The 414-nt window shown below is 63.8% G+C and carries 1 protein-coding gene; it reads left to right on the forward strand.

What is annotated here, in order from left to right:
* On the forward strand, window positions 1-366 hold a 366-nt coding region (locus tag CCD76_RS19575; protein WP_143543368.1), incomplete at its 5' end, for a substrate-binding domain-containing protein.
* Between the last annotated feature and the right edge of the window lie 48 nt (window positions 367-414).

The following is a 414-nucleotide window of genomic DNA, read 5'->3' on the forward strand; positions in this document are numbered from 1 at the left end:
CAGGGGTTCAACAAGATGCAGAGCCTGTTGCAGGCCAACCCTGACATTCAAGGCGTGATCAGCGGCAACGACGAGATGGCGCTGGGCGCGATCGCCGCACTCAAGGAAGCCGGCAAGCTGGACGATGTCGTGGTCGGTGGCTTCGACGGTTCGCCAGACGCGGTCGACGCGGTCAAGTCCGGCGAGCTCGCCTACACCGTGCTGCAGCCGGTGGCGATCTTCTCCAAGGCCGCGGTGCAGATGGCCGACAAGTTCATCACCACCGGCGAAACCGGTGTCCAGGGCGAGAAGCACCTCTTCGATTGCATCCTGATCACCCCGGACAACGTCGACAAGTATGTCTCGCCGTTCGTGCTCAAGCAGTAAGACGCAAAGCCGTTCGTCGATCCACCGCCGCGGGCCCTGGCCCGCGGC

The sequence above is a fragment of the Salinicola salarius genome (assembly GCF_002179555.1).
GTDB lineage: Bacteria > Pseudomonadota > Gammaproteobacteria > Pseudomonadales > Halomonadaceae > Salinicola > Salinicola salarius_A.